Source organism: Marinobacter fuscus (assembly GCF_003007675.1).
GTDB classification, from domain to species: Bacteria; Pseudomonadota; Gammaproteobacteria; order Pseudomonadales; family Oleiphilaceae; genus Marinobacter; species Marinobacter fuscus.
This window is the reverse complement of sequence record NZ_PXNP01000008.1, coordinates 15,371-40,637: the sequence shown is the minus strand read 5'-3', so window position 1 is coordinate 40,637 and position 25,267 is coordinate 15,371. Positions and strand designations below refer to the sequence as shown.

Sequence of the window (25,267 nt, the reverse complement as noted above, 5' to 3'; positions counted from 1 at the left end):
GTTGATCTCCTGTCTTGTGTTTCAAATGGGTTAGCTGCGTTTGGCGGGCTCAACACGAATGTCTTTGGCTTGCTCGCGCAGTTTGAATTTCTGGATCTTGCCGGATGCGGTGCGGGGCATGGCTTCGATCACCTGCAGGTATTCCGGCAGATAGCTCTTGGAGAGCTTCTGTTCCATGAGGTAGTTCTTGACGTCGTCCAGGCTGAGGTCTGTGCGGTTCTCATCCAGCGTGACGTAGGCGCAGACCCGCTCCCCCAGGCGCTCATCCGGGCAGCCGACCAGGGCCACATCGGCAATGCCAGGGAACTTGTAGAGCAGGTTCTCGACTTCAACGACGGGTATGTTTTCACCGCCACGGATCACCACATCCTTGGTGCGCCCAGTGATGCGGATGTAGCCCTGCTCGTCCATGCGGGCGAGGTCACCGGTGCTGAACCAGCCATCTTCATCCACGCCGTACAATTCGGGGCGCTTGAGATAGCCAACAAACAGGCTGGCACCGCGCATCATCAGGTTGCCCTCCTCGCCGGCAGCCACGGGGTTGCCTTTGAAGTCAGTAACTTTCACCTCAATAAATGGCAGGGCCATGCCATCGGACTGGCTGGCTCGTTCGGCTGGGTCTTCCGGGCGGGTCACCGTGACAGCGCCGTTCTCGGTCATACCCCAGGCGGATACGATTTTGGCTTTCAGGGTTTTGCTGGCCTGCTCGACGATGGCGCTCGGAATCGGCGCACCGGCGGATACGAAAATACGGAGCGAATCCAGTTCGCCCTCGTGTTTAGGTGCGGTCTTTACCAGGTCGGCCAGGAACGGTGTCGAGGCCATGGTGAATGCGGGTTCCTCGGTAGCAATGACCTTGCACACGAAATCCGCATCCCAGATGTCCTGAAGGATGGCAGTTGTGCCCAGATAGACGGGCATCATGATGCCGTACAGGAAACCGGTCTGATGTGCCACGGGCGATGCCATCAGAATGCTGTCGTCAGAACTCAGGTGCAGTCGGTCGGCGTAGGGGCGTACGTTGGAGAACAACGTGTTGGAGGTGTGCATCACCCCTTTGGGTTCACCCGTGGTGCCGGAGGTGTAGAGAATCTGGATAACGTCATCCGCACCGGGCTTGGCCGCAGCAAACAGTGCGTCGGTGTCCTGTTGATTTTCCCAGTCCGTGGCCAGCAGGCGTTGTTCAAAACTGCGTTCCCCTTCACCGCCGATCACCAGCAGGGTCTCCAGTTTTGGCAGTTCCGCCAGAAGGCCCTCGACCATGGCTTCGTAATCAAAGTTACGAAATACCTTCGGGATAACCAGCAGTTTGGCCTCGCCATGGTTGAGCATGAAGCGCAGTTCCCGTTCCCGGAAAATCGGCATCAACGGGTTGAGGATGGCGCCAATGCGCATACAGGCGAGGTGCAGGGCGGTGGTTTGCCACCAGTTGGGCAGCTGGCACGCCACCACGTCACCCTTCTGGATACCCAGGGCGGCAAGCCCTGCCGCCATGCGTGTCACGGTGTCGTTCAGTTGTCGGTAGGTCAGTGTGGTGCGTGAATCTTCAGTGACCTGGTAGCCCACGATGGCGCTGCGATCAGGGGTTCTGGCCACCGCCTCGTCGAGATAATCAGTAATGATCTTGTCGTTCCAGGCGCCGCTTTCCAGCATGGCAGCACGACGTTCCGGATTAAGAGAGATACCTGTCTCCATCTGATTCACCTATTGCGTCCGGTTTGTTGTTGTAAGGGGCGCAGTGTGAAAAGCCTGCCCCGGTTGTATGCAAGATACGCCTGCTCAAAATAATATGTCAACATGTTGCCTTAAAAAATATTCGGGTGTAGTCTCGGAAAAAGACGTTGAAGATTGCTTGCGTTGGCTTTGTGGTTAGGCGGGCGATTCCTGAAGTGGGGAGAATTATGAATTACAACAATATATTGCTTGAAAGGCGCCGGTCAGTGGCCATGATCCGGTTACATCGGCCGGAGGTGTATAACGCACTGAACGGCGACTTGATGGATGAGCTGTCTCATGCGCTGGTCATGCTGGAGGCCGATAACGAAATCCGCGCTATCGTACTGACGGGAAGTGACAAGGCGTTTGCAGCCGGTGCCGACATCTCGGAGGTTCGCCAACTGGATTTTTCCCGGGCTTATAGAGAAGGCTTTGTATCGGCGAACTGGGAAGCGGTGACCCGTTGTCGGAAACCGGTGATTGCGGCGGTAGCTGGCCTGGCGCTGGGTGGTGGCTGTGAGTTGGCGATGATGTGCGACATGATCATTGCAGCTGACAATGCCCGTTTCGGTCAACCTGAAGTCAAGGTGGGAACCTTGCCCGGAGCCGGAGGCACCCAGCGCCTGGCAAAGGCCATCGGCAAGGCAAAGACCATGGATCTCTGCCTGACCGGGCGCACCATGGATGCTGAAGAAGCAGAACGAAGTGGTCTGGTAAGCCGGGTGGTTCCCTCAGAGACGCTGGTGGATCAGGCCCTGGCCGTGGCGGCCGAGATTGCTGGCCATTCGTTGATGGCGACCATGCTAAACAAAGACGCGGTTAACCAGGCCTTTGAAACTGGTCTGAAAGCGGGCGTGGACTATGAGCGCAGGTTGCTCTGGGCCAGTTTTGCCTCCGCTGACCGAGATGAAGGCATGGGCGCATTCCTGGAAAAGCGCCAGCCAGACTGGACCCACCGTTAACGGAAGCAAGCCGAGGAGCCGTTATGAACATTCATTTTACTCCGGAAGAACAGGCGTTCCGGCAAGAGGTACAGGCCTTTCTCAGGAGCAACCTGCCCGACGATCTGGCCCGGAAAGTCCGCCTTGGTCGCCGGCTGGCGAAGTCCGATCATCAGCGCTGGCAGAAAATACTGAGCCAGCAGGGATGGTACGCCGTCAACTGGCCGGTTGAGCATGGCGGCACTGGCTGGTCGGTGGTGCAAAAGCATATTTTTGATGAAGAGTGTGCCGCCGCCGGTGCTCCGAGAATTGTCTCCTTTGGCGTCAACATGGTGGCTCCGGTGATCATCAGGTTCGGTACGCCCGCCCAGAAGGACTATTACCTGCCGCGTATCCTTTCCGGCGAAGACTGGTGGTGCCAGGGCTATTCTGAACCGGGTGCCGGCTCAGACCTGGCGAGCCTGAAAACCCGGGCTCATCGGGATGGTGACCATTACGTGGTCAACGGCCAGAAAACCTGGACCACCCTGGGCCAGCATGCCAACCGCATCTTCTGCCTGGTACGCACCGATCCTGGCGCCAAAAAGCAGGAAGGTATCTCCTTTTTACTGATCGATATGGACACCCCGGGCATTACCGTGCGGCCGATCATTACTCTGGATGGCGAGCACGAAGTGAACGAAGTTTTCTTCGACAATGTCCGGGTGCCGGTTGAAAACCTGGTGGGAGAGGAAAACCGCGGCTGGACTTGCGCGAAATACCTGCTAACCCACGAGCGCACCGGCCAGGCGGGCATTGGTCTGTCCAAGGCCGCCCTGGAGCAGCTCAAGCGGATCGCGATGGCCGAGACGGTTCGTGGTCGGCCCCTGATTGAGGACCCTATGTTCCGGGCCCGCATTGCGGAAGTGGAAATGCGCCTGATGGCAGTGGAAATGAGTACGTTGCGCATCCTCGCGGCTACCCGTGATGGTGGCGTGCCGGGTGCGGAAAGCTCGCTGCTGAAAATTCAGGGTTCCGAAATTCGCCAGGCCATTACCAATCTGATGCGCAAGGCGCTCGGGCCCAATGCTCTGCCATTCCTGGAGCATGAGCTGGAGCCGGACTTTGACGGTGACCCGCTGTACCAGGATTACAGTGCGGCACCGGCCAGTCAGTACTTCAACATGCGCAAGCTGTCGATTTACGGCGGCTCCAATGAAATTCAGAAAAACATCATCGCCAAGATGGTTCTGGAACTCTAGGAGGGGACCATGGATTTCAATCTCAACGAAGAGCAGCAAATGCTGGCCGATACGGTGCAGCGCATGGTCCGCGACCAGTACAGCTTTGAAAAGCGCGAGGGCTATTACCGGAGTTCTGATGGCTTCAGCCCGGAGTTTTGGCAACAACTGTCGGAACTGGGGATAACGTCGGTGCCGGTCGGCGCCGACTACGAGGGCTTCGGAGGTTCCGGGGTGGAGAACATGCTGGTGATGACGGAATTGGGGCGCGGGCTCTGCCTTGAGCCCTTCCTGCATTCCCAGATCTACGCGGCCGGCCTGGTGGAGCAGTTGGGTTCTTCCGAGCAGCGCCGGAGCCTCCTGCCCAAGGTTGCGGCGGGGGAGTGGCGGCTGGCGGTGGCGGATGAAGAGCCTGGCAGCCATTACGACCCGGAGTCGATTGCCTGTATGGCCATTCCCTGTGACCGGGGCTGGAGGTTGGAAGGCTCCAAACGGGTTGTTATCGGTGGTGATTCGGCAAAGTTCATACTGGTCAGTGCAAAAATACAGGATACCGACGGCGTCAGCGTTTTCCTGATTGATCCGGAAGCGGATGGGGTTACCTCACAGAGCTACCCCTGCATCGATGGCCCCAGGGCCTGCGATCTGGCCCTGAACGGGGTGTATGTAGAGTGTGATGACCTGTTGGGTGCGCCCGGCAAAGCCGCTCCTGCGCTGATTTACCAGCGGGGGCGTGCGGGTGCTGCCCAGTGTGCAGAGGCTCTGGGCAACATGGAAGAGGCTTTCCGGCTGACGCTCGACTACCTGAAAACCCGGCAGCAGTTCGGGGCACCGATTGGTCGGTTCCAGTCGCTCCAGCACCGTATGGCGGATATGCGTGGTGAACTGGAGCTGGCCCGGTCCATGGTTATCCTCGCGGCTTGCGTGGCGGATGATCCGGTATCTGATGAACGCAGCCGGCAACTCTCGGCGGCCAAGTTTGTGGTTGCCCGCGCCTCCCAGTTTATTGCGGAGCAGGCCATTCAACTGCACGGTGGTATTGGCATGACCTGGGAATACTCCCTGGCACACCATGCCAAACGGCTGGTGATGCTGGCCCATCAGTTCGGTGATGATGACTTCCACCTCGCACAGTATTCGGCACTGCTGGATCTTCCCCGGCAGGTGGCCTGACGCCCCGCCCTCACAACAAGACTGACAACGGAGAAAACCAACATGGCTAACAAAGCAAGTTTCAACTGGGAAGATCCCCTGTTGCTGGACCAGCAACTGACCGAGGAAGAGCGCATGGTGCGGGACAGCGCCCGCCAGTTTGCCGAGAGCAAGTTGCGGCCTCGGGTGCTGGACGCGTTTCGCAATGAACAGACGGATCCGGAGATCTTCCGGGAAATGGGGGAGACCGGCCTGTTGGGATGCACCATTCCCGAACAGTACGGTGGCAGCGGCCTCAACTACGTTTGCTATGGCCTGATTGCCCGGGAAGTGGAACGGGTGGATTCCGGCTATCGCTCCATGATGAGCGTGCAGTCCTCTCTGGTGATGGTGCCCATCTACGAATTCGGCAACGAAGAAACCCGCCAGAAATACCTGCCCAAGCTGGCCTCTGGCGAGTGGATTGGCTGCTTCGGCTTAACAGAGCCCAATCATGGCTCTGATCCAGGGTCGATGATTACTCGCGCCCGCAAGGTGGAAGGCGGTTATCGCCTGACCGGAAGCAAGATGTGGATCACTAACAGCCCCATTGCCGACGTGTTTGTGGTGTGGGCCAAGGACGACGACGGTGCCATCCGCGGTTTTGTGCTGGAAAAGGGCTGGGAGGGCCTGAGTGCTCCTGCGATTCATGGCAAGGTAGGCCTGCGGGCATCCATCACCGGCGAAATCGTGATGGATGGGGTGTTTGTGCCAGAGGAAAATGCCTTTCCGGGCGTGCGTGGTCTGAAAGGCCCGTTCACCTGTCTGAATTCCGCCCGCTACGGTATTTCCTGGGGCGCCCTGGGTGCGGCCGAGGATTGCTGGCACACCGCTCGACAATACGTGCTGGACCGCCAACAGTTTGGCCGGCCCCTGGCAGCCAATCAGCTGATCCAGAAAAAGCTGGCGGACATGCAGACCGATATCACCCTGGCCCTGCAGGGCTGCCTGCGCCTGGGGCGGATGAAAGACGAAGGCACCGCTGCCGTGGAGATTACGTCCATCATGAAGCGCAACTCCTGCGGCAAGGCCCTGGATGTGGCCAGGCTCGCCCGGGACATGCTCGGTGGTAATGGTATCAGCGACGAATTTGGAGTGGCCCGCCACCTGGTGAATCTGGAAGTGGTGAATACCTATGAAGGCACCCACGATGTCCATGCTCTGATTCTGGGGCGGGCACAGACCGGAATCCAGGCCTTCTTCTGAGGGCTGGGATGAATCTGAACGGGCTGTCCCGGTATGGGGACAGCCCGTTTTTTATGGCCGGAGTTCAGTCTGACTGAAACAACAGTCAGACTGAAAACGCGTCAGTTGGCAAAGAACATCCAGTCGAAATAATCGTGCAGATCCTGCATGGCCCAGGCTTCCGCCGGTTGGGTCAGTTCGAACAACAGGTTTTGGTCTTTGGCGAGTTTCATGGCGTTACCTCACGTCGTTGCGATGGGAATGCGAGTTCGCTGTCGCCAGCGTATCCAGGCTTTTGCATTGGCCGTGCCAAATCTGTTGGCAGAAGGTAAGTCTATGAAAGCGTTAAATAAGGAGTAATTGGCTTTGAGACTGGAAGGTGTGAGCTGAGCAGGAATGGTGCCGGCGCACCATCCTGGAACGAAAAACCCCGGCCGAAGCCGGGGTAAATTCTGAGTTAACGCAAGAAGGCTTAGAAGTTGTACTGGGCAGCGAACATAACGCGGCTTGCGTCTTCGCTGGCACCACCAACCTTCTCGGTGTCAAACAGCCCATATTCAACGCCCATCATGACGTTCTTGACGGGAGTCCACATATAGTTAACAAACAGGTTCTGGTTTGTTTCTGTATCCCCTGCAGCCAGCCCCTCATCATCCAGAGTCGTCATGCCGTAAGCAACGTTGATGCTGCTGCCACCACCGAGTTTGATGGAGGTGCCCAGAGTGCCGCCCATACCGGAGTTGTTCTCAAGGCTGGAGCCTTGCAGGTACGCGTCGGAACCGCCAGAGAGGTAGAGGTAGTTTGTTGCGCCATCCACATAGTTGATCGCACCCTGGAGGCTGATCATGTCAGAGATGGCAAACTTGGCCGCACCAAAAACGCCGAATGCTACGGTTGAATCGTCGTTTGCTCCAGTGTCATAGGCGTTTTGTTTGACCAGTGCCGCTACGGAGTAAGAGAGGCTGTCGCCACTGTTTTCCATACGGGCCGTGAAGGTTGGGGTGCTGTCGCGTTGGTTGGGGACACTGGACTTCGGGTCTTCTACCGAGAAGGACATTGCTCCCGTGGTGTAGCGGAGTTGCGCTGTCCGTGACTGATAGCCCGCGTTACCGACAACGCCGTTGAAATCCAGCGTGGGTGTTGAGCCGACAAAACTGTTGTAGTTTGACCAGGTCTGACCCGCCAGAACACCCTTATAAGAGCCATAAGCATGACGGATACGGAAGGTGCCTGGGGCGAAATCGCCTTCAACGTTTACCATGACACCGTCGGGGTTGGTGGCCCGGATACCAACACGGCTCTGGTTGGCTGAAGCGCCAAAGTGCCCGCCGATATCGCTTCCGGTGATGCTGTTCGGGTTCCCTGCCTGCACACCATTCGCAAGGTTTTCATCAATGTCATAGCTCATATTCAGCCGAGCATAGCCATACACACTCGCGTCTATATCTCCAGCAGAGAAGGAAAAAGCGTGAGCCTGACTCGCCAAGCCCAGTACCGCCGTCGCTGCTGTTGCGCGAATAGCTACTCTCAATTTGTTGCTTTGCATTGTTGTTGTCTCCACACGTTTCGCGTTTATTGTTGTTGGACCCACGCTCAAAGTAGTTATAAATTGGTAACAATTCAAACTAAGTTTCATATTCGTTAGACGAACGTCTATGGCTCTTCGGGCGGACGTTTTGCGATCCATCGGCCAGATGCTACGTAATGAGAATCAATGACGAGCAAACATGATTTAATCGCCGAAGAAACCTTTGCCTTCCTCGACCTCGAAACCACGGGGGGTAACGCGCAGCATGATCGGATTACCGAAATTGGTATCCGATTCTGGCGCGGTGGCGAGGTGGTCGGCGAATGGCAAACCTTGGTCAATCCCGAAGTGCGGATTTCCGGCTTTATCGAGAGCCTGACGGGTATCTCTAACGCCATGGTGGCAGAGGCGCCGCGCTTTGCCGAGATCGCGGGGCAGCTGCGCGAGCAATTGGATGGCTGCATTTTCGTCGCTCACAACGCCCGCTTCGATTACGGCTTTCTCAAGAGTGAGTTTCGGCGACTGGGTGCCGACTTCAGCGCCCGTGTGCTTTGCACCGTGCGGCTGTCACGGGCACTGAACCCGGAGGAAAAACGCCATAATATGGATGCCCTGATTGCCCGCCACGGATTGCCCGCTGTTCAGCGCCACCGGGCCATGGGCGATGTGGCGGCTATGCTGGCGTTCTTTGAACATGTGCTGGCGGAGCATGGTGAGGCGGAGGTTAACCGTGCGGTCAGTCGACTGTTACAGCGCCCAAGCACCCCCTCCCATATGCCGGTGGATATGCTAGACGACTTACCTGAACGGGCCGGTGTTTATCGTTTTTACGGCGAGAACGACACATTGCTGTACGTGGGGAAAAGCACCAACATTCGCCAGCGCGTGGCGTCGCATTTCTCTGGCGATCACCAGAGCAGCCGGGGCGTGCGCCTCTCGGAAAGCCTGCGACGGGTGGAATACACCGAAACCGCCGGTGAACTCGGCGCCCTGTTGCTGGAGCTGCAGCAGATCAAAACCTTGAGCCCGCTGTACAACCGCCGTTCCCGCGCCGCCAAACGGCTGGTGACCATTGCGCTTCGGGAAAACGAATCGGGCTATCTGCAGGCGGGGCTAACGCGCCAACTGTTGCCCGAGCGGCTTGGCGACTATTTTGGACTGTTCCGAAGCAAGCGCGATGCCGAGAAAGCATTGCGTGGCATCGCCGGCAAAAACGACCTTTGCGGCAAACACCTGGGGCTGGAAGCGCTGGCCCCCGGGCCCTGCTTCCAGCGCACGCTCGGCCGCTGCCAGGGGGCCTGTGAGCAACAGGAAGACGTTACCCGCTTCAACCTGCGAATGCAGATTGCCTTCCATGGCCTGCGCCTGAAAACCTGGCCCTGGCCCGGCCCGATCGCCCTGGTAGAGAATTGCCCGCAAACCGGCCGTACCGATTGCCTGATTGTGTGGAACTGGATACACATAGACACCCTGAGTAGCGAAGAGGAACTGGAGGCCTACTGCCCGGGCACTGAGGCAGTTACTTTTGACCTGGATTCATACAAGCTGCTGGTCAAAGCCCTGTTGGGCAAAGACAAAAACCACCGCCGGATCGTCGAATTGCCACAGATAAAGCAACCGGCTGTTCTTATGCCGTGAGTGGCGTATTATGGGAAAGTGTTCATTCACCCATAGCCAGATATAGAGAGAATTCCATGAACAGAGAGCCTGTCTCCCGCGAACTTTTTGACGAAGTTATGGTGCCCAACTACGCCCCCGGAGCCATCATCCCGGTGCGAGGCGAGGGCTCCCGCGTGTGGGATCAGGAAGGGCGAGAGTTCGTGGATCTCCAGGGTGGAATCGCCGTAACCGCACTTGGTCACGCACACCCCGGCTTGCTGGGCGCCTTGCAGGAACAGTCCGAAAAAATCTGGCACCTGTCCAACGTCATGACCAACGAGCCCGCCCTGCGCCTGGCCAAAACCCTGTGCGACCTGACCTTCGCCGAACGGGTGTTCTTTGCCAACTCCGGCGGCGAAGCCAACGAAGCCGCCTTCAAACTGGTACGGCGCTATGCCTGGGAGCATTTCGGCCCGGAAAAGCACGAAATCATCTCCTTCAAAAACTCCTTCCACGGGCGCACCCTGTTCACCGTTAGCGTGGGTGGCCAGCCTAAATATCTGGAAGGCTTCGAACCCGCTCCGGGCGGCATCCATCACGCCGCCTTTAACGACCTGGATTCGGTAAAAGCCCTGGTCTCGAAAGAAAAAACCTGCGCCATCGTCGTCGAACCCATTCAGGGTGAAGGTGGAGTGATGCCCGCAGACCTTGAATTCCTGCAGGGCTTGCGCCAGCTGTGCGATGAAAACGACGCCCTGCTGGTCTTCGATGAAGTACAAAGTGGCGTCGGCCGCACCGGCCACCTCTACGCCTACGAAATGTACGGCGTCGTCCCCGACATCCTTACCAGCGCCAAAGGCCTGGGCGGCGGCTTCCCGGTATCGGCCATGCTGACCACCGCGAAAATCGCGGCCAGCCTCGGCGTCGGCACCCACGGCAGCACCTACGGCGGCAACGCCCTGGCCTGTGCCGTGGCACAAAAAGTCATCGACACCGTCAGCCAGCCGGAAATACTCAAAGGCGTGAAAGCCCGCTCCGACAAGTTACGCAAAGGCATGATGGACATCGGCGAACGCTACGGCGTGTTTTCCGAAGTGCGGGGAGCTGGTCTACTCTTGGGGTGTGTCCTGACCGAACAATGGAAGGGCAAAGCCAAAGACTTCCTGAATGCTGGCCTGGATGAAGGTGTGATGGTGCTGGTGGCCGGTGCCGACGTAGTTCGTTTGGCGCCGTCATTGATCATTCCGGAAACGGACATTGAAGACGCACTGGAAAGATTTGAGGCAGCAGTGAAGAAGTTGACGGCATAAACCAACGTAGCCCGTGTGGCAGGCAGCTTGTTCCGGAAATTTCGGAGGCCAAGGATGGCCGGAGAGAAGCGCACATGGATGTGCTTGTAGCGGTTTCCGGAACAAGCTGCCTGCCGCATGGGCGGGCTCAACTTTGTGGCCCTTAACCCTGGGGAGTTAGTGCCATGTGGCGAGTCAGACCCGCCAAACTGGACGACCTGAAACCAATATTGCGCATCGTCGGCGCCCAGGCCGCCAGACTTTCATCCACCCTGCCCAAAACCGAAGAAAACCTGACCCGCGCAATCGAACAAACCCAGGCCTCCCTGAGCCCGACCCATAACAACCGCAAACCCAGGCGCTTCCTGTTCGTCCTAGAAAACACCGACACCGGCGAAATCGGCGGCACCGCCGGCATCGACAGCCGGGCCGGAAACGGCCAGCCCTTCTACAACTACCGTCGCGACTACCTGATCCACGCCTCCCACGAACTCAGCGTCTCCCGGCGCGTAGAAGTACTCTACCCCAGCCACGCCCTGACCGACCTCAGCCTGCTGCGATCCTTCACCATCAAAGACGAACTGCGCAAAACGTCTGCCTTCGAACTGCTCGCCCGCGCCCGCATCCTGTTCATCGCCAGCCACCGAGACTGGTTCAGCAGCCATACCGTGGTTGAGATACAAGGCATCCAGCACCCAGATGGCCGCGTGCCCTTCTGGGACAGCCTCGGACGGCACTTTTTTAACATGGATTTCGAATCCGCCGACCAGTACTCCGGCCAGCTCAGCAAAACCTTTATTGCCGAACTCATGCCGCCCAACCCGATATATGTCACCCTGCTGAGTGACGAAGCACAGCAGGCCATGGGGCAAGGGCACCCTCTGGCCGAGCCCAGCCAGCAACTGCTGCGGCAGGAAGGTTTCCACCCGGGCTGTTTTCTCGACATATTTGACGGCGGGCCAGTGCTGGAGGTCCGCACCGACAGCCTGAAAACGCTGGTCACCTGCCAGCTGAAAACCCTGCACGGCAGCCATCATGACCAGGGTGACCAGTGCCTTATTGCGGCGGGTGAGGGCGATCAGTTCCGCTGCCTGTTGGCCCCGGTTTCCGAGACCCTCTCCGGCGATGTGAAGGTACCGGTGAACACCTGGCACGGGCTGGAGAAAACTGCCGGAGACCAGGTAAGGATTTCGCCGCTATGAATCTTAGTCAGACACCGGTAACAGGGCCGACACAGGAGGGCTCGGCATGCTGGTAATTCGACCGCTCCGGGAAACCGATCTGGACGATCTTTATGCCATGGCCGCCGCCGCAGGCAAAGGCCTGACCACGCTGCCCGCCGACCGGGAACTGCTGCAGGCAAAAATCCGTCGGGCCGAGGAGTCCTTTAGCCAGCGCTGTGCGCCCGAGGCGGGGCTGTATCTGTTTGCCCTGGAAGATACCGAGCTTAATAAGGCCGTGGGCATCAGCGGCATCGAGGCCCGGGTGGGGCTGCAAGAGGTGTTCTACAATTATCGCCTGAGCGTGACGGTTAATGCCTCCAAAGAACTGGGCGTGCACGTGCGCACGCCCACCCTGCACCTGTCCAACGACATGACCGACACCACCGAAATTTGCTCCTTGCTCTTGGCCAACGACTACAAAGGCGGTGGCAATGGCCTGCTGTTGTCCCGTTGCCGGTTCATGTATCTGGACGATTTCCGCAAACACTTCTCGGAGAAAGTGTTTGCGGAGATGCGGGGAGTGTCTGATGAACAGGGCCATAGCCCTTTGTGGGACGCTTTGGGCAGCAAGTTTTTCGACATGGACTTCAGCCAGGCCGATCGTTTATCGGGCCTGGGTAACAAGGCCTTCATTGCCGAACTGATGCCGAAGTATCCGATTTACCTGCCCATGTTACCCGATGCAGCCCGGGCCGTGATCGGTCGGGTACACGACAACACCCGGCCCGCGCTGAGCATGCTGCAGGCCGAAGGCTTCAACTTTAACGGGCTGGTGGATATCTTCGACGGTGGGCCGGTGGTGGAAGCTTTCGCTCACAATATCCGCACCGTGCGTGAATCTCTCAGCCGATACGCTATGGTGGTTAACAAACCAATCAATACCAGCGTGGCGCCGGAGCAGCGAGTGATGATCTCCAATCGCTCGTTCCGGGATTTCCGGGTAACCACCGTGCCGGTGGATTGCATTGGGCCGGACACGGTGAGCATTTCCCGGGAAGTGGCCGAAGCGCTGTTGATTGAATCCGGCGATCCGGTGCGGCTGGCGCCCCTCAAAGACGGCGGTCTGTCGGCCATGCACGGCGCCAGAGGGCAGGGGGCTGCTGGCGACAAATCGTCGCCCCGTGGCCACAGCTATCGTAATCGGCAGGGGCAGCGTTAACCAGATAATCAAGGCACACTGCCTGAACGTTTTTTGCGAACCAGGAGGTAGCAAGCAATGGCGAATCTGTCAGGGAACCTGTTTATTGGCGGGCTCTGGATGCAGGGCCACGGGCCGCTGCTGGAGTCGTTTCAGCCGGTAACCGGCGAGGTGCTCTGGGACGGCAACGCAGCGGGGCTGGAGGATGTGGACGCCGCTGTGCGCGAGGCTCGCCTGGTCTTCCCGGCCTGGCGCAAAAAGAGCCTGGCCGAGCGCCAGGCGGTGATTGAGGCCTTTGGCGCACAACTGGAAGCCAACAAAGAGCGACTGGCTCATCAGATTGGACTGGAAACCGGTAAACCCCTGTGGGAGTCGCGCACTGAAGTTGCGGCCATGATCGGCAAGATTGCCATCTCCATCAAGGCCTACCATGAGCGCACCGGCCACACAGAGTCCGACGCTGCTGGCGGCCAGGCGGTGCTGCGCCATCGACCCCACGGTGTGGTGGCGGTGTTTGGCCCTTACAATTTCCCGGGCCACTTGCCCAATGGCCACATAGTGCCCGCCTTGCTGGCGGGTAATACCGTGGTGTTCAAGCCCAGCGAGCTCACCCCCGGTGTGGCGGAAATGACCGTGCGGCTGTGGGAGAAAGCCGGGCTGCCGGATGGCGTGCTGAACCTGGTGCAAGGTGGCTCTGACACCGGCAAATGTCTGGCCCGGCACCGGCTGATTGATGGCCTGTTCTTTACTGGCAGTTCTAACGTTGGCCATCGACTCCACGAACAGTTCGGCGGCCAGCCTGAGAAAATTCTGGCGCTGGAAATGGGCGGTAACAACCCGCTGATTGTGCAGAATGTATCGGACGTTGACGGCGCCGTGCACCACGCCCTGCAGTCGGCTTTTCTATCCGCAGGGCAGCGTTGCACTTGCGCCCGGCGCCTGCTGTTGCCCAAGGGCAAAAAGGGCGATGAGTTTCTTGCTCGACTGGTGCAGGTGGCGGCCAGGCTGACGGTGGCAGAATTTGATGCCGAGCCCCAACCCTTCATGGGCTCGGTCATTTCCCCGGAGGCGGCAGAAAAGCTCTTGCAGGCCCAAGCAGACATGATTGCCAAGGGGGCCAAACCCCTGCTGGAAATGACTCAGGTGAAATCCGGCACGGGCCTGTTATCACCAGGTATTATCGATGCCACCGGCTTGGAACTGGACGACCTGGAGTATTTCGGGCCCCTGCTGACCGTGTATCGCTACCGCAGCTTTGACGAGGCGCTGGAGTTGGCCAACAACACCCGTTATGGCTTGTCGGCGGGCATTCTGACCGACGACCGAAAACTGTATAACCGGTTGGTGGACGAGGTGCGTGCCGGTATCGTGAACTGGAACCGGCCGTTGACCGGTGCCAGTAGCGCCGCGCCGTTTGGTGGCGTTGGCGCCAGTGGCAACCACCGCCCCAGTGCCTATTACGCCGCGGATTATTGCGCCTGGCCCATGGCCTCGCTTGAAGCGCCCCGGAGTGAGTTACCCGACACCCTGGCCCCCGGGCTGAATTTCGACTGACAGGAACCGCAGTTATGGCATCGAAGGCAGTAGAGGCAAACTTTGATGGTCTGGTGGGGCCCACTCACAACTACGCGGGCCTGTCCTGGGGCAATGTGGCGTCGAAGAGTAACGTCAACCTGATCGCCAATCCCCGGGAAGCGGCGCTGCAAGGGCTGGCGAAAATGAAACGGCTGGCCGATCTGGGGTATGTCCAAGGAGTTTTGCCCCCCCACGAACGTCCCCACATGCCCACGCTTCGGGCCCTGGGGTTTGAAGGTAGTGATCAGCAGATGCTGGAGGCTGTGGCCCGGAGTGAACCTTCCGTGCTGGCGGCGGTGTCATCGGCCTCCGCCATGTGGACGGCCAACGCGGCAACGGTGTCGCCAAGTGCCGATACCGCCGACCACCGGGTGCACTTTACCCCCGCCAATCTCAGCGCCAAGTTTCACCGCTCTATCGAACATCCGGTGACCGGGCGGGCGCTGAAGGCCATTTTCTCTGATGAGAGCTATTTCGCCCATCACCCGGCGCTGCCGTCGGTGAGCCAGTTTGGCGATGAAGGCGCGGCCAACCATACCCGGCTGTGCAGTGATTATGGCGCGCCCGGGGTGGAGTTGTTTGTTTACGGTCAGGAAGTATTTAACGAGTCCGGCCCTGCGCCCCGTAAGTTTCCAGCCCGGCAGACACTGGAAGCTTCCCGGGCTATTGCCCGTTTGCATGGCCTGGCCGACAGCCACCGGGTGTTTGCCCAGCAGAATCCCGCAGCGATCGACGCCGGTGTGTTCCACAACGACGTGATTGCGGTTGGTAATGGTCATTGCCTGTTTTACCACGAGCAGGCATTTCTTGATGAGGCCCAGGTGCTGGCGGATATCCGCGCCCGCCTGACCGGGGCAGAATTGCAGCCGGTGCGGGTTACCTCAGCACAGGTGCCATTGGCCGATGCTGTGGCCTCCTACCTGTTCAACAGCCAGTTACTGGAGACCGCCGAGGGCATGATGCTGGCAGTACCCGGTGAGTGCCGGGAAATTGCCAGTGTCAGCCAGTATCTGGATGAATTGCTAGCAAGCGGCGGCCCGATTACTGCGGTGGATATGTTTGATGTCAAACAATCCATGAGAAACGGGGGTGGCCCGGCTTGCCTGCGTTTACGGGTGGTGCTGAATGAGCAGGAACTGGCCGCCATCAATCGCGGCGTGATTCTGGATGACGCCCTCTATGAGCGGCTGGTCACCTGGGTAAATGCCCACTATCGTGACCAGCTGAGTCAGGCGGATCTGGCCGATCCCATGCTGCTGGAAGAAGTGCGCAAAGCGCTGGATGAACTGACCGGTATTCTCGGCCTGGGCAGTATCTACGATTTTCAGCGTTAACCAGCGGGAGCGCGGGTGGATATGGATCGGGTGAGCATCTCCATGGTGTGGCGAATCAGGGTGTCAGACGGAAACGCCGGATTCTGGCTGGATTCCGCCTGACACAGCATGATCACCCCATGCAGGGCGCCGCGCAGATACAAGGCGGTTTCCTCCGCTGAGCTGATCTGGTGCCGGTTCAGGCTGCCGTCATCCAGCCCCTGTTTCAGTGCCGCTTCCATCAACACCATCAATTCGTTTTTCGAGCAGAGCATATCCCGCGCCTGCTGTTCGTCGGCATCGGCGATGGCTGTGGATGCTTTGGTCAGCAGTGTGAAGTAGTCCGGCGCCTCCAGATAGAAGCGATAGTAGGCTTCTCCCATGGCGCGGATTTTCTCCAGCCCGTTGCCCGCGTCCCGGGCGGCGGCTTCAAATCGGTGCACCAGATCCTGGCCGGCCCGCAACATGATGCCTCGCTGGATGGCGGCTTTGTCCTTGAAGTACACATACAGCAGGGCCCGGCTCAGGCTGGCGGTTCTGGCAATGTCGTCCATGGATGTCCGGTCGTAGCCTTTTTCCGGGAAAACCTGTTCTGCCGCATCCAGTATGGCGTCGTAGCGGGCCTGCTTTTCCCGCTCTCGTCGTGATTTCAGGGGTTCATTCATAGTCATCCCGGCGTTCGTCTGCATGGCTTCATGATAACCGAAATGGGATAAGAACTTATTATTGACAACTTGTCAAAGAATGACATTATGTCGGAATCAAGGTAAAGCCTTCCAGGGAGTGGAGGGAGCCATTCAATGTTTCATGGAAAGGATCAGGAATGCCATGTCTCGACTGTCGCTGAATCTGTCTGTTATTGCTGGTATCGCACTGGCTGCCATTTCTCTGTCTGGTTGTGGTGACAGCCAGGCTGATGCGCCGGAGTCCGCGCCGGTTTCGGTTCGTTTGGCGAGCGTTACCGGCGGTGAGCTACAGGAAATCCCTTTGCGTTTTTCCGGCATCGTCCGGGCGGCCCAGCGCGCGACATTGACTTTTCAGGTCAGCGGCACCCTAAAGGAGCGGCCTGTGGAGCTGGGGCAGACCGTACAACCGGGTGATGTACTGGCGCACCTCTATAACCCGGCTCTTGAGCCAGCTCGGGATTCCGCCGCAGCCCGGCTGCAGGAGCTGAAAACCCAGTATGAACAGGCGCAGCGGGAGTGGGAGCGCTCCCGTCGCTTGCATACCCGGGGCGTGGTGTCCGAGCAGACCCTGGAGCAAATCGCGGCCCGTCGGGATTCGTTGAGAGCCAGTATGGCAACAGCCGAGGCTTCTCTGGCTGAGGCCAGCCGCCTGCTGGAAGAAAGTTTGCTGAAGGCACCGTTTGCCGGTCAGGTGGAAGCGCTGTTGGTCGAACGGGATGAATTCGTTGCCGCAGGCCAGCCGGTGGTTCGTCTGTCATCCCCGCTGGGCCGTGAGGTGGAAGTACGCTTGCCCGCGCACCTGCTGACGCACGTGCGAGTGGGGCAGGAATTGCCGGTCTGGCGGGTGCAGGATCGTAACCGTACGCCAGCCACCGGCACCGTGGTGGAGATTGCCCAGGGCAGTGCCATCAGGGGGGAATTGCACCCGGTACTGGTCAGCCTGCCACCCAACTCCCTGGCCTCCGGTGAGCCGGTGGAGGTAGGTATTGCCCCGGTGCGTAAGTCGGCCATTACCGTTCCGTTGCTGGCGGTGGTTCGGGACAGCACCGGAACCAGTGTGTTTCGGGTAGAAGACAACACGGCCCACCGGGTACCGGTAGAAGTGGACAGGGTGATTGGTGAGCGGGTGATGGTACATCCCGGAGCGCTGAGCCCGGGCGATCACGTGGTCTATGCGGGTATGACCCGGCTGGTGGACGGCGACACCGTGGAAGTGCGCTGATGACCCGCCGCCTGCTGAATTACCAGCGCTTGCTGGGCATGGTGGTGACCATGCTCTGCCTGCTGGGCATCGCTGCCTACAGCACCATGCCACGGCAGGAAGACCCTACCTTTCCTTACCGGGCTGGCATGATCAGTGTGAGTTACCCGGGCGCCAGTGCCGAGGCGGTGGAGCGGCTGGTATTGCGCCCACTGACCGACGAACTGCGCCAGGTAGAAGAACTCGACTGGAGCCAGGGCACCGCCCGCACCGGAGTGGCGCTGGCGCGCCTGAAGCTGCAGGATCATATCTACGATACCGATTCCGCCTGGGATCGGGTGCGCCAGGCCATGGAACGGGCCCGTCGGGATTTCCCTGATGACGTTGGCCTGATGGAGCTGGACGACCGATTGATCGATATTCCCGCGGTGGTGCTGGCCGTGGGTGGGTCAGCCTCGGTGACCGAGTTGAGTGACGTTGCCGAGCGGCTCAAGCAGAACCTTTCGGATATTCCCGGCATGTCGCGAATCGAGTTGGAAGGCGACGCCAGCGAACAGATTACCCTGGCGCTGGACGACGCCGCGTTGTTCCGGCTGGGCATATCACCCAAACGCATTCTGGACACTCTGGCTCGCCGAAACCAGACCATTCCGGGGGGCTTTGTGGTGGTGGAGGGCCGCAGGCTGTCGGTACTGCCCAACACCGAGTTTACCGATATCGACGCCATCCGGGCCACACCGATCGAGTTGCCGGATGGCTCCCAGGTGCCCCTGGCGGCAGCCGCGGAGGTATGGCGAGGGCCAGCAGAGCCCCGGCAGCCGGAAACCTGGTTTGACGGTGAGCGGGTGGTGTTGTTGTCCATTATCATGGAAGAAGACAGCACCGATGCCATTCGCTTTGGTGAGCGGATTCGGGAACGGCTGGATCAGATCCGGAGTGATTTCGAACCTTACGAGATTCGAGAGATGTTCTTCCAGCCGGACAAGGTAGCCGACCGGCTGGACGATCTGGCCTGGAGCCTAGTGCTGTCGGTGCTGATTATCGTGGCGGTGGTGTTTACCGGCATGGGCATTCGCATGGGCCTGCTGGTGGCGTCCATCCTGCCCATGGTGGCGTTGATCAGCGTCGGTCTGTACGACCTGGGCGGTGGTGTGCTGCACCAGATTGCGGTGATCGGCATGGTTATTTCCCTGGGTATTCTGATCGACAACGCCATCGTGATCGTCGAAAACATCCAGGGCCATCTGGATGACGGCATGCGGCGGCTCGATGCCCTGCGTGCTGCCGTGGGTGAGCTCGCCGGGCCCCTTGGTGCGTCTACAGGTACCACCCTGGCCGCCTTTGCCCCCTTGCTGATGGCCAAAGGCGGCACCGCCGACTTTACCCGGGGCGTGCCGGTGATGATCATGCTGACCCTGTCGGTCAGCTATCTGCTGGCCATCTCTGCCGTGCCCCTGCTGGCGGCTCGTTTCCTGAAAGTACGTGGTAATCGCCAGGGCGACCGGCTGATCGGTCTCGCCCGTTTTCTCGGCAATCTGGTGTACCGCTATCCCGGCCGCCTGATTACCCTGGGGGTGCTGCTGGTAGCGCTCAGCCTGGGCATGACGCCTTTCCTGGCCAAACAGTTTTTCCCCAACGCCGACCGGCCGCGGGTGATCGTGGAAATCTACCTGCCCGAGGGAACCGACCAGGCCCGTACCGCCGAGGCTACGGCCCGGCTTGAAGAAATGATCCGCAGCCAGCCAGAGACCCTGGAAATCCACCGTTTTGTCGGCTTCACCGGGCCCTCGTTTTATTACAACCTTCGGCGATCGCCCCAGGCCCCGAACCGGGCCAGGCTGGTGATCCGTACGCCGACGCTGGAAGACACCACCGGGTTGGTGCAGTGGATTCGCCAGGAAGCGAACACCACCATGCCCGAGTTGGATATTTCCGTGGGCATACTTGGCCAGGGCCCGCCCCGGGCGGCGCCGGTGGAAGTGCGGGTTTACCACCCTGATGATGCAACCCGGGCCAGAGCCACCGAGCAGGTCTATGCCACCCTGCGCGCCACCCAGGGTACCGTCGACGTGCGACACGATCTGGATATCGGCGTGCCCAGCCTTGCCATTAACGTGGACGATGCCACAGCCGCCCGTTACGGTCTGACCCGGGCCGACGTGGCTCAGAGCCTCTATGGCCAGAGTTATGGCGCAGTCGCCGAGCAATACCGGCAGGAGAAAGACCCGATTCCCATGGTGCTGCGTTCCCGTGAAGGTACGTCTTTGTCTTTGTCGCGCCTGCTGTCCGTAAACACCTACAACCAGAAGGGTGACGCCATCCCGCTGGCGGCGGTCGCCACCGTTGAAACCACCTGGGAGCCAGCCGCCCGTTACCTGCGCAACGGTGTGCGTGTGAACACCGTTACCGCCAACCTGGCAACCGGCTACAGTTTCAGCCAGGCACTGGATGGCATGAATCGGCAATTGGAGCAGCAACCGCTGCCCGAGGGCACCCGGCTTGAACTGGGCGGTGATGCTGAGGGTTCCGACAGGGCCAACAGCGCGCTGCTGACTGCCGCACCTATCGGCATACTTCTGCTGCTGTTCTTCCTGCTGTTGCAGTTCAACTCCTTCCGGCGGGTAGGCATTATCCTGCTGACCGTGCCTCTCGCCACGGTAGGCATCTTTCCGGGGTTGGTGCTGTCGGGCTCCCCGTTTGGTTTTCAATCGTTGTTGGGGGTTATTGCGCTGGTGGGCATCGTGGTCAACAACGCCATCGTCTTGCTGGATGTGATGGACCGGGAGCTGGAGACAGGCAAAACCATTGCCGAGGCAGTACGCACCGCCGTTGAGCGCAGAACCCGCCCGATACTGCTCACCACCGCCACCACCGTGGCGGGCCTGCTGCCGCTGGCATTCTCCAGCTCCACGCTCTGGCCGCCCATGGCCTGGGCGATCATCAGCGGTTTGCTGGCCTCTACCGTGTTGACCCTGCTGGTGATCCCTGCGGTATGCACCAAACTGATCCGGGTGCCGGTGGCTGAACCGGAAAACGCCCCGGCCTGAGGTCTCAGGAGTGAGTGGTGGTTCGGCCGGAACAATTCATTCGGGCCGGATCACCGTCTTCTTGCGAATCATCAAACCCACCCGTTGCCCCACCGGCACCGCCCGGTTGGGAAACACCACCGCCTCCGGCACCGAACCTACCTGGTAGCGCCCGTTGCGATCCGTCCAGATGATCGACCCCGGGGCATACTCGGTGAAATTGGCGACATCATCCGGAACATGGAACTCAAACTCCGGCCCGCTATTGATCACCTCGTGCACTACCTCAAACACCGTCAATTCATCAAACGGCGCACGTACCGGAGGCGTACTTTCACCCAGAAACCGCCGCCGTAACGCCCGCTCGACGCCCTGGAAACGTGCCAGATCGTTCTTGCCAAACGGCTGCACCTTACCCAGCTCCACGGTAAAACTCTCTGCCTGCAGCTCACTCGCAGTGAACGACGAAAACACCGTCGAAGCCCGGTGCTGAAGCAACAGCGTCTGTACTTCTGCTTCGAGCAAAAACGCACACTGCCCGGCCGGAACCGACCGCCCCGCCACAAACGGATACAGCGCAAACTTCTCCCGCTTCGAGGGCCGGATGGCGGTATGCAGATCGTAATGACTCAGCGCCAGCCCTTGCCCCGCCAGAGCAAACTCCCGACAAAGCCCTTCCAGAAAAGCGGCCCGGGCCGCTTCTGGCAGCCCCGCGTATTCGGACTTTCCATGGGCGCCGTTAAACAGCCGGTTCATATTCACATCCAGAAACCGCTCACCGGCCACCATGGCCGGGGGATTGCCCAGAATCAGCAGCAGCGGACAAGCCAGCGCCCAGCGCCCTTCGAACAGCTCCGACATCAGCCCGTTCAGCACCTCGATCGGCGCAGTCTCATTACCATGAACCCCCGCGGATACGATCAGCGCTTCACGGTTTGGGTTCTCACGGCCTGCGGGTGGCTGCAGCCACAGAACCCCGTTGGCTCTGCGTGAAACCCGGGTGCCATCGGGTAAACAAGTACTTACTTCGGGGAGGTTGGAAGAGGCGTTTGCGAGGGTGTGGGTGAGCCAGTCGGGATGGGTGTCGAAGAGAAGGTTGGTTGCTTTCATAGACTCCCCAGATACGGTACGGGGTCAGCTGGCAGGGGGTTCCTTCCGGGAATGTCGAAGGCCATGGATGGCCTTCGAGAAGCGCACATGGATGTGCTCGTAGCGGTTCCCGGAAGGAACCCCCTGCCAGCTGACCATGCGCCAAGGGTATGTTATCAAGCCCTGACGCTTCAGGAACTCACTGGCCGCTGATGGCGCAAAAGATGATTTTCCAGCTTGCGGAACGCAAACACCAGAATAAACGTTAGCACCATGTAGCACAGCGCCACAAAAATAAACGCATCAAACGGCGCATAAAACCGCGAGTAAATATTCCGCGCGGCCCCGGTCAGATCCACAATTGTCACCACACTGGCAATCGCACTGGCGTGCAGCATGAAAATCACCTCATTGGAATAGGCCTGCACCGCCCGCCGCGCCGCACTTGGCAGAATAATCCGCCGCATCCGAAGCAACCAGTTCATACCATAAGCCTTCGCCGCCTCAATCTCACCGTGCGGCGTAGACACAATCGCCCCGCGAATAATCTCCGTGGTATACGCCGCCGTGTTCAAGGTGAACGCCAGCAACGCAGGATACAGCGGCTCCCGGAAAATCTCCCACCAGAAGGTTTCCTGAATGCCCGGAATCTGCGCCACACCATAGTAAATAATGTACAGCTGAATCAGCAGCGGCGTGCCCCGGAACAGATAGGTATAGACCCAGATCGGGCCAGATATCAGAGGGTTTTTCACCGTGCGCAAAATCGCCAGCGGCACCGCCACCGCCAGACCGATGATCAGAGACAGGAACACCAGGTGAACCGTCGTCACCAGCCCGTCCCAGTATTCCATCAGAGTCATGGCGGTGAAAATGTCGTTGCGATCGAGCCATTCGACAATGAAATCAGGCATCGTTTAATTCCCCTGAACCACGCCGACATTGGCCCGACGATCCAGCCACTTGATAAACAGTTCCGAACCGGCGGTCAGGATCAGGTATACCGCCGCCACCGGAATAAAGAAATGAAACGGCATCCGCTCCGCTTTGGCCGCTTCCTCGGCCACCCGAACCATATCGGTCAGGCCAATAATCGACACCAGTGCGGTCGTCTTCAGAAGCACCTGCCAGTTGTTACCGATGCCGGGCAGGGCGTGCCGTAACATCTGCGGAACCATCACCCGCCGAAAGGTGTGCCAGCGGGTAAAGCCGTAGGCCTTGGCGGCCTCAATCTGGCCCACATCCACGGCCAGAAACGCGCCCCGGAAGGTTTCTGTCATATAGGCCCCGAAAATCAGGCCGATGGTGACCACGCCAGAAATAAACGGATCGAACTGGAAGAAAAAGTCGATTTCCCGGGTTTCCCAGAGATAATCCGACAGCATGTTGACCGCAACCTGGCCGCCATAATAAAACAACAGCATCATCACCAGATCCGGCACACCCCGGATCAGCGTGGTATACGCGGTGGCGATACCCGAGGCAACCCGGCTGCCGGACAGCTTGGCACTGGCGCCCACCAGCCCCAGAAACAACGCCAGCGCCAGCGACAGGAACGCCAGCTCGATGGTGATAACCGCCCCTTCTGCAAGGGCCGGACCATAGCCTTTCAGATCAAACATGGAAGATTCCGGTCAGCGGGGGCAGCACCTGGCTGCCCCCGGCGACATCACATCTTGATGTCGTAGTTGAAGTACTTTTGCATGATGGTGTCGTAGGTACCATCGTTTTTCAGAGTGCGCAGGGCCGCGTTTACCTCGTTGGCGAGATCCTTATCGCGCTTGCGCATAGCCACGCCGACACCTTCACCCAGCTTGACCGGCTCGCCGACTTCCTTGAAGCCGTCTTTGGTCAGCACGGTCTGCTCACCCACCGGGTAGTCCACGAAGACGGCGTCCAGGCGTTGGCCTTCCAGATCAAGCACCATGTCATCCGCGGTGGTGTAGCGCTTGATGGTAACAATGCCGCCCATGTTTTCGGTGACAAAGGTGTCCATGGTGGTGCCGCGCTGAACGCCGATGGTTTTACCCTTCATGGCATCCATGTCGGTTACGTCAGTGTTGAAATCGTTGGGGCCGAACCAGCCGCCCGGAGTGTTGTAGTAAGGCTCGGAGAAGAGCACCCGCTCGGCACGCTCAGCGGTGATCGACATGGACGACATGATCAGATCGAATTTACGTGCCAGCAACCCGGGGATCATGCCGTCCCAGGCTTGAATGACGAACTCGCAGTTGGCCTGCATTTCCTCACACATGGCATCGGCCAGTTCCACTTCGAAGCCGGTCAGTTCGCCGTTATCGTCTTTGTATTCGAACGGCTCGTAGGGCACGTCGAAGGCAATGCGTAGGTTTCTGTCCTGGGCGTGAGCAGTACCTGCCGCCAGGGCCAGGGCACAGCTTGCGGCGATCATCAGTTTTTTCATCTGTCACTTCTCCGGTTATCTGCCTCAAGGGCTTTATTTTTTATGGTCATCTGCGGAGCCGGGTTACAACTCCTGATCCAACACCGATTCAAGATAGCACCGGTGTTCAGAACTTGGGAGCAAGAAATTGCTTCATCCGTTCGGATTCCGGATGGTCAAACACCTTCTCCGGTGTGCCCTGTTCTTCGATCACTCCCTGATGCAGAAACAGTACCTTGCTGGAGACATCCCGGGCGAAAGCCATCTCATGGGTGACCACAATCATGGTGCGGCCTTCATCGGCGAGGCTCTGCATCACTTTGAGCACCTCGCCCACCAGTTCCGGATCCAGCGCCGACGTGGGCTCGTCGAACAGCATCACCTCCGGCTCCATGGCCAGGGCCCGGGCAATGGCCGCGCGCTGTTGCTGCCCGCCGGACATTTGAGCCGGGTAATAATCCTTGCGTTCATAGATGCCGACCTTGTCCAGATAGGCTTCGGCCCGTTCAATGGCTTCTTTTTTCGGGATTTTCAGAACGTGCACCGGCGCTTCGATGATGTTTTCCAGCACCGTCATGTGGGACCAGAGGTTGAAGCCCTGGAACACCATGGACAAGCGGGCGCGGATCAGCTCCACCTGGCGGTTATCGGCAGGCACCCGCTCACCCTTGCGATTATTGGTGAAGCGGATGGGATCGCCGTGCACAATAATGTCGCCGGAGGTGGGGGTTTCCAGCAGGTTGATGCAGCGTAAGAAGGTGCTTTTGCCGGAGCCGGAGCTGCCAATCAGAGAAACCACATCTCCCTTGCGGGTTTCCAGAGAGATGCCTTTGAGCACTTCCAGCTTATCAAAGGTCTTGTGGATGTCCCTGCAAATCAAGGGGGCGGTTTCCGCCATGGCTGGCTCCTGAGACTGTCATACAAAGGCGCAAGTTTTACGGACTGT

20 protein-coding genes are annotated in these 25,267 nt (G+C 59.2%); 12 read left to right on the top strand and 8 right to left on the bottom strand.

The window, feature by feature from the left end; translation table 11 throughout:
* Positions 1–30 precede the first annotated feature (30 nt).
* Entirely contained in the window at positions 31–1,695 is a 1,665-nt protein-coding gene (locus tag C7H09_RS01035) for an AMP-binding protein (RefSeq protein WP_106760817.1), read from the bottom strand.
* 206 nt (positions 1,696–1,901) lie between these two features.
* Between C7H09_RS01035 and C7H09_RS01030 the strand changes: the two genes are divergently transcribed.
* The 4 genes from C7H09_RS01030 to C7H09_RS01015 are packed head-to-tail and all read left to right on the top strand — an operon-like array spanning position 1,902 to position 6,274.
* On the top strand, positions 1,902–2,678 hold the full coding sequence (locus C7H09_RS01030; protein ID WP_106760809.1) for an enoyl-CoA hydratase-related protein: 777 nt from the start codon (positions 1,902–1,904) through the stop codon (positions 2,676–2,678).
* 23 nt (positions 2,679–2,701) lie between these two features.
* On the top strand, positions 2,702–3,898 hold the full coding sequence (locus tag C7H09_RS01025; protein ID WP_106760808.1) for an acyl-CoA dehydrogenase family protein: 1,197 nt from the start codon (positions 2,702–2,704) through the stop codon (positions 3,896–3,898).
* Between the two features lie 9 nt (positions 3,899–3,907).
* The gene (locus tag C7H09_RS01020) at positions 3,908–5,050 is read left to right on the top strand and encodes an acyl-CoA dehydrogenase family protein (protein WP_106760807.1); all 1,143 of its coding nucleotides are present in this window, start codon (positions 3,908–3,910) and stop codon (positions 5,048–5,050) included.
* Between the two features lie 42 nt (positions 5,051–5,092).
* Complete coding sequence (locus C7H09_RS01015; RefSeq protein WP_106760806.1) at positions 5,093–6,274, top strand: acyl-CoA dehydrogenase; 1,182 nt, start codon at positions 5,093–5,095, stop codon at positions 6,272–6,274.
* A 451-nt stretch (positions 6,275–6,725) separates the two neighbouring features.
* Here C7H09_RS01015 and C7H09_RS01010 read toward each other — a convergent pair whose 3' ends face one another.
* Entirely contained in the window at positions 6,726–7,799 is a 1,074-nt protein-coding gene (locus tag C7H09_RS01010; RefSeq protein ID WP_106760805.1) for a DcaP family trimeric outer membrane transporter, read from the bottom strand.
* A 168-nt stretch (positions 7,800–7,967) separates the two neighbouring features.
* Between C7H09_RS01010 and C7H09_RS01005 the strand changes: the two genes are divergently transcribed.
* The 6 genes from C7H09_RS01005 to astB all read left to right on the top strand — a co-directional run bounded on the left by C7H09_RS01005 (position 7,968) and on the right by astB (position 15,939).
* A complete protein-coding gene (locus tag C7H09_RS01005) occupies positions 7,968–9,419 on the top strand; it encodes an exonuclease domain-containing protein (protein WP_106760804.1) in 1,452 nt (483 codons plus the stop codon).
* A 56-nt stretch (positions 9,420–9,475) separates the two neighbouring features.
* A complete protein-coding gene (locus C7H09_RS01000; protein ID WP_106760803.1) occupies positions 9,476–10,690 on the top strand; it encodes an aspartate aminotransferase family protein in 1,215 nt (404 codons plus the stop codon).
* Between the two features lie 164 nt (positions 10,691–10,854).
* Positions 10,855–11,871 (top strand): arginine N-succinyltransferase, encoded by a 1,017-nt coding sequence (locus C7H09_RS00995; RefSeq protein ID WP_106760802.1) that lies wholly within the window; start codon positions 10,855–10,857, stop codon positions 11,869–11,871.
* 46 nt (positions 11,872–11,917) lie between these two features.
* On the top strand, positions 11,918–13,051 hold the full coding sequence (astA, locus tag C7H09_RS00990) for an arginine N-succinyltransferase (protein WP_106760801.1): 1,134 nt from the start codon (positions 11,918–11,920) through the stop codon (positions 13,049–13,051).
* A 57-nt stretch (positions 13,052–13,108) separates the two neighbouring features.
* Positions 13,109–14,584 (top strand): succinylglutamate-semialdehyde dehydrogenase, encoded by a 1,476-nt coding sequence (astD, locus tag C7H09_RS00985; RefSeq protein WP_106760800.1) that lies wholly within the window; start codon positions 13,109–13,111, stop codon positions 14,582–14,584.
* Between the two features lie 14 nt (positions 14,585–14,598).
* Entirely contained in the window at positions 14,599–15,939 is a 1,341-nt protein-coding gene (gene astB, locus C7H09_RS00980; protein ID WP_106760799.1) for an N-succinylarginine dihydrolase, read from the top strand.
* Here astB and C7H09_RS00975 read toward each other — a convergent pair.
* Complete coding sequence (locus C7H09_RS00975; protein ID WP_106760798.1) at positions 15,936–16,583, bottom strand: TetR/AcrR family transcriptional regulator; 648 nt, start codon at positions 16,581–16,583, stop codon at positions 15,936–15,938. The two genes, astB and C7H09_RS00975, sit on opposite strands and share 4 nt — an antisense overlap.
* A 163-nt stretch (positions 16,584–16,746) precedes the next feature.
* On the opposite strand from C7H09_RS00975, the gene C7H09_RS00970 reads away from it, so the two are divergent.
* Together C7H09_RS00970 and C7H09_RS00965 are read left to right on the top strand one after the other, a co-directional pair.
* Positions 16,747–17,826 (top strand): efflux RND transporter periplasmic adaptor subunit, encoded by a 1,080-nt coding sequence (locus C7H09_RS00970; RefSeq protein ID WP_106760797.1) that lies wholly within the window; start codon positions 16,747–16,749, stop codon positions 17,824–17,826.
* Complete coding sequence (locus C7H09_RS00965; protein WP_106760796.1) at positions 17,826–20,852, top strand: efflux RND transporter permease subunit; 3,027 nt, start codon at positions 17,826–17,828, stop codon at positions 20,850–20,852. Before C7H09_RS00970 ends, C7H09_RS00965 begins: the two co-directional genes overlap by 1 nt.
* Before the next feature lie 36 nt (positions 20,853–20,888).
* On the opposite strand, the gene C7H09_RS00960 is transcribed toward C7H09_RS00965, so the two are convergent.
* From C7H09_RS00960 to C7H09_RS00940, 5 genes are all read right to left on the bottom strand, one after another.
* Positions 20,889–21,941: a succinylglutamate desuccinylase gene (locus C7H09_RS00960; protein ID WP_106760795.1), complete on the bottom strand. Its 1,053-nt coding sequence runs from the start codon at positions 21,939–21,941 to the stop codon at positions 20,889–20,891.
* A gap of 170 nt (positions 21,942–22,111) precedes the next feature.
* Positions 22,112–22,834 (bottom strand): ABC transporter permease, encoded by a 723-nt coding sequence (locus C7H09_RS00955; protein WP_106760794.1) that lies wholly within the window; start codon positions 22,832–22,834, stop codon positions 22,112–22,114.
* A 3-nt stretch (positions 22,835–22,837) separates the two neighbouring features.
* On the bottom strand, positions 22,838–23,542 hold the full coding sequence (locus C7H09_RS00950; protein WP_106760793.1) for an ABC transporter permease: 705 nt from the start codon (positions 23,540–23,542) through the stop codon (positions 22,838–22,840).
* A gap of 47 nt (positions 23,543–23,589) precedes the next feature.
* Positions 23,590–24,342, bottom strand: coding sequence for a transporter substrate-binding domain-containing protein (locus tag C7H09_RS00945; protein WP_106760792.1), 753 nt, complete (start codon positions 24,340–24,342; stop codon positions 23,590–23,592).
* Between the two features lie 106 nt (positions 24,343–24,448).
* Positions 24,449–25,219 (bottom strand): ABC transporter ATP-binding protein, encoded by a 771-nt coding sequence (locus C7H09_RS00940; protein ID WP_106760791.1) that lies wholly within the window; start codon positions 25,217–25,219, stop codon positions 24,449–24,451.
* Between the last annotated feature and the right edge of the window lie 48 nt (positions 25,220–25,267).